Source organism: Acidovorax sp., assembly GCF_046341535.1.
Taxonomy (GTDB): Bacteria; Pseudomonadota; Gammaproteobacteria; order Burkholderiales; family Burkholderiaceae_C; genus Acidovorax.
Map to the genome: position 1 here is coordinate 1 of NZ_JBKDRI010000148.1, position 4,073 is coordinate 4,073.

Consider the following 4,073-nt stretch of genomic DNA (forward strand, 5'->3'; position numbering starts at 1 on the left):
CGGCTGCAAATCGACCGCAGCGGTCCATTTTTAACCGCCTTTTTGCCCCATGGCTCGGCTATGGGGCTGCAAATTCGGCAAAAACTGTCCTCGCTGGGGCCGATTTTCGCTTTCGACGCTCCAAGTCCGACAGGCTCCTAGATTATGGTGGGCCGGGGCTGCTCTGGGTCTATGATCCGCAGCCACCGCGCTATTGGCGCTTGCGCGCTCAAACCTGGTTTTCTCCGATGCAAATGCTCTTGTCTGCCTGGCCGGGCCTTGCCTGGGCACTGCCCGTGCTGGTGCTGCTGTCGGCCATTGTGTTCCTGGTCAAGGGCAACCGTGGCGCGTTCGGACAGTTGCTGGCGTTGCTGGGCTGTTTTGTGATTGCAGCGCTGCTGATGGAGTTGTTCACCTTCATGGCGGCGCGCATGGCCCACGGGGGCGCAGCGGGGGCCGTTCCGGCCTTGGGCAGCGGCGCGCGCCAGTTGCTGGCGTGGATGGTGGCCCCGCGCTCGATCATGGTGCCCCCCCTGTCGCCGCCATGGCTGGCCGCCGGCGCGGTGCCGCTGGCATACCTGTGGCTGCTGGTGGTCTGGATACTGCACCTGCGCGGCAGGCGTGGTGGCAAAGCGGCCGCAGGCCGGGCCGTTCGCAAGAAGGCGCCCCAGGCCTGACCGGGCTGATTCAGGCCGATGTGGGCGGCTGCCTGGGGGCGGCGGCACGGCGACTCAAGCGGTGCCCTCCGTCAACCCCAGCGTGACCATGCCGTACAGCGGCGCGCCCAGCCAGGGGCGGCACATCGCGTCAAATGCGATGCCGGTCCAGCCATAGCAGTCCGTCACGCTCTGCTCGCGCAGCAGCACCAGGCGCGGGTGGGCCTGCAGCAGATCGACCGCGCGGCCCACGCCCCAGCGGAACTCGGCTCCCGTCGCTGCCACACTGGCGTAGCGCGATGCCTGCCCCACGACGGCGCGGGTGAGCATGTCCAGCACCATGCGCGAACCGGGCGGCGCGTGCTGCGCGAATTCGGCCAGCACGGCCTGCACTTGCGCGGGCTCCAGGTACATGAGCACGCCTTCGCACACCAGCAGCACCGGCTGTGCCGACGCGTCGCGCTCAGGCAGGCCCAGGCGTTTCCACCAGCCGGGCTGGGTCAGGTTCACCACCGCATGGCGCGCGCGCGGGCCACGCGGTGCCAGCAGGCGCTGGCGCAGCGTCATCACCTCGGCCAGATCGGCATCCAGCCACTGGTTGCCCCCGGTGTCCAGCCACTGGAAATGCTGGGATAGCCCGCAGCCCAGGTTCACCCCCAGCCCCTGGGGGTGCTCGCCAAAAAACGCGCGCCCGGCGTCTTTGATGGCGCGCGTGCGCCACAGCACGTTGAGCACGGTGGGCAGGTCGTTCAGCGTGGCGTTCTCATCGGCGCCCAGCTGCCCCAGCACGTCCGACGCCACAGCATCCCGGCAGTCAAGCCACGGAAAGTAGCGGCCCCCGTGGGCGCGCGCCACCAGCGGGATGAGCAGGGTGCTGGGCACGGCATGCAGCTGCGCGCGCTCGAGCAGGCTGGCGGCAGGCGGTGCGGCCCCGCGCTGGGTGCGGGGGCGGCGGGAACGCAAGCTGGGGTGCTGCACGGGACTCTCCTGCTGTGGCGTGACGGGCCTCGTCGGGTGGATGCTGCAAGGCGTTGGCAGCCGTTCATTGTGTGCGCATTGTGGGCGCACTGTGGGCGCACTGCGGGGCAATACTTTGACCTGACTACGCCTCCTGTGCAGTTAGGCGGGGTATTCCGCCCCTGGCTGGTGCTGCCGTGGCCGGGCCTCGATGCGCCCCTGATGAAGTATGCGGGCTAGGATTACACCCCTGCGCCGCTTTTTTGTGTGCACGGCGCAGCCCCCTTTTGTTGTTGCGGAGCCTGTTGCATGTCCCTTGCCGACCGGGTGCTTTACCCCGACTTTGTGTCCCGCATCATGTCGGCCGAGGAGGCCGCGGCCTTGATTCCGGCGGGGGCCCATGTGGGCATGAGCGGCTTTACCGGGGCGGGCTACCCCAAGGCGGTGCCCGGCGCGCTGGCCCGGCGCATCGAGGCCCTGAACGCCCAGGGCCACGGCTTCAGGATCGGCCTGTGGACGGGCGCCAGCACCGCCCCCGAACTGGACGGCGCGCTGGCGCAGGTCGATGGCATCGAGATGCGCCTGCCCTACCAGTCCGACCCCACCGTGCGCCGCCAGATCAATGCTGGCCACATGCAGTACGTGGACATTCACCTGTCGCATGTGGCGCAGTTTGTGCGGTTTGGCTTTCTGGGCAAGCTCGACATGGCGGTGGTCGAGGTGGCGGGCGTGCTGCCCGACGGGCGGCTGATCCCGTCGTCATCCATCGGCAACAACAAGGCCTGGCTGGACCAGGCCGACAAGGTCATCCTGGAGGTCAACGCCTGGCACAACCCCAAGCTGGAGGGCATGCACGATATCTATTGCGGCACCGATGTGCCGCCGCACCGCAAACCCATCCCCATGACACGGCCCGACGAGCGCATCGGCGAGCCCTATCTGCGCTGCGATCCGGCCAAGGTGATCGCGGTGGTGGTCACCCACCAGCCCGACCGCAACAGCGTGTTTGCGCCGCCAGACGATGTGTCGCACCGCATTGCAGGCCACATCATCGACTTTTTGCAGCACGAGGTGGGCCAGGGCCGCCTGCCCCCCAACCTGCTGCCGCTGCAATCGGGCGTGGGCAACATCGCCAACGCCGTGCTGGCGGGCCTGAACAAGGGGCCGTTCAAGCACCTCACGGCCTACACCGAGGTGCTGCAAGACGGCATGCTTGAGATGCTGCGATCGGGCACGCTGGCCAGCGCATCGGCCACGGCGTTGTCGCTCAGCCCGGCGGCCCTGCAGGAGTTCAACGACCGGATCGACTTCTACAAAGAGCGCATCGTGCTGCGCCCCCAGGAGATCAGCAACCACCCCGAGCTGATCCGACGCATGGGCCTGATCGCCATGAACGGCATGATCGAAGCCGATATCTACGGCAATGTGAACTCCACGCACATCATGGGCTCGGCCATCATGAACGGCATCGGCGGCTCGGGCGACTTTGCGCGCAATGCCTACCTGTCGATCTTCATGAGCCCCTCGCTGGCCAAAAACGGCGCCATCTCCTGCATCGTGCCCTTTGCCTCGCATGTGGACCACACCGAGCACGATGTGCAGATCATCGTCACCGAGCACGGCCTGGCCGACCTGCGCGGGCACTCGCCCACGCAGCGCGCCGAACTCATCATCGACCGCTGCGCCCACCCCGACTTCCGCCCGGCCCTGCACGACTACGTGGCCCGCGCCAAGCGCAGCGCCGCCGGCCAGCACACGCCGCACCTGCTGACCGAGGCGCTGTCGTGGCACCAGCGCTATGTGGACACGGGCAACATGCGCGCCTGATCGCTCGCCCGCCGACGCCGACATGACAGCGCACGAGGGCCGGTGCCGTTACAGTGGTCAGTCATCTCTATTGACCACCCTCCTGCCGGGAGCACCATGAGCCTCTGGAAAAAAACGGCGACGCTTGCGCTGTTGAACGCAGACTGCCAGGACACGGCCGTGTCGCACCTGGGCATCGAAATCACCGAAGTGGGCGACGACTTCCTGCGCGGGCGCGTCCCGGTGGACCGCCGAACCTGCCAGCCCTTTGGCCTGCTGCACGGCGGCGTGAGCGTGGTGCTGGCCGAAACCCTGGGTTCGATCGCCGCCAACTACGCCTGCCCCGAGGGATGGCGCGGCGTGGGCCTGGACATCAACGCCAACCACCTGCGCGCTGCCACCAGCGGCTGGGTCACGGGCACCGCCCGGCCGGTGCACATCGGTCGCACCACCCAGGTGTGGCAGATCGACATGGTCAACGATGCAGGCGAGCCAACCTGCGTGTCGCGCCTGACGATGGCCATGCTCGCGCCACGCTAGTGTGCTGTCCCGCAAATACGTGAGCAAAGTCGATGCAGCTTTTCAAGGATCGAATCGGCGGTGGCAGTCCATGTGAAGGGCTGGCAGTTTGTGTTGTGCGCGGCGACGAAGTGGTCGATGCGCTGCACAAGCTGC

Annotated in this window: 4 protein-coding genes and 1 pseudogene; 3 read left to right on the forward strand and 2 right to left on the reverse strand. The window is 67.5% G+C overall.

From position 1 onward, the window contains the following. Nucleotides 1–227 precede the first annotated feature (227 nt). A complete protein-coding gene (locus ACK543_RS10880; protein ID WP_409942868.1) occupies nt 228–656 on the forward strand; it encodes a hypothetical protein in 429 nt (142 codons plus the stop codon). 54 nt (nt 657–710) lie between these two features. Here the strand turns inward: ACK543_RS10880 and ACK543_RS10885 are convergent, their stop codons facing one another. Then, nucleotides 711–1,613 (reverse strand): class I SAM-dependent methyltransferase, encoded by a 903-nt coding sequence (locus ACK543_RS10885; RefSeq protein WP_409942869.1) that lies wholly within the window; start codon nt 1,611–1,613, stop codon nt 711–713. 288 nt (nt 1,614–1,901) lie between these two features. Here ACK543_RS10885 and ACK543_RS10890 point away from each other — a divergent pair, with 288 nt between their 5' ends. Further along, nucleotides 1,902–3,419 (forward strand): acetyl-CoA hydrolase/transferase family protein, encoded by a 1,518-nt coding sequence (locus ACK543_RS10890; RefSeq protein WP_409942870.1) that lies wholly within the window; start codon nt 1,902–1,904, stop codon nt 3,417–3,419. A 96-nt stretch (nt 3,420–3,515) separates the two neighbouring features. Then, nucleotides 3,516–3,938 carry a hotdog fold thioesterase gene (locus tag ACK543_RS10895; RefSeq protein ID WP_409942871.1) on the forward strand — a complete coding sequence of 141 codons (423 nt, stop codon included), beginning with the start codon at nt 3,516–3,518 and terminating at the stop codon, nt 3,936–3,938. Here the strand turns inward: ACK543_RS10895 and ACK543_RS10900 are convergent. Further along, a pseudogene (locus ACK543_RS10900) lies at nt 3,935–4,073 on the reverse strand (IS630 family transposase); the annotation flags it as partial. The gene ACK543_RS10895 and the pseudogene ACK543_RS10900 sit on opposite strands and share 4 nt — an antisense overlap.

Excerpts from the sequence above, each read along its gene's own strand:
- ACK543_RS10880 (WP_409942868.1), top strand. The coding sequence starts at position 228 with ATGCAAATGCTCTTGTCTGCCTGGCCGGGCCTTGCCTGGGCACTGCCC.
- ACK543_RS10890 (WP_409942870.1), top strand. The coding sequence starts at position 1,902 with ATGTCCCTTGCCGACCGGGTGCTTTACCCCGACTTTGTGTCCCGCATC.
- ACK543_RS10895 (WP_409942871.1), top strand. The coding sequence starts at position 3,516 with ATGAGCCTCTGGAAAAAAACGGCGACGCTTGCGCTGTTGAACGCAGAC.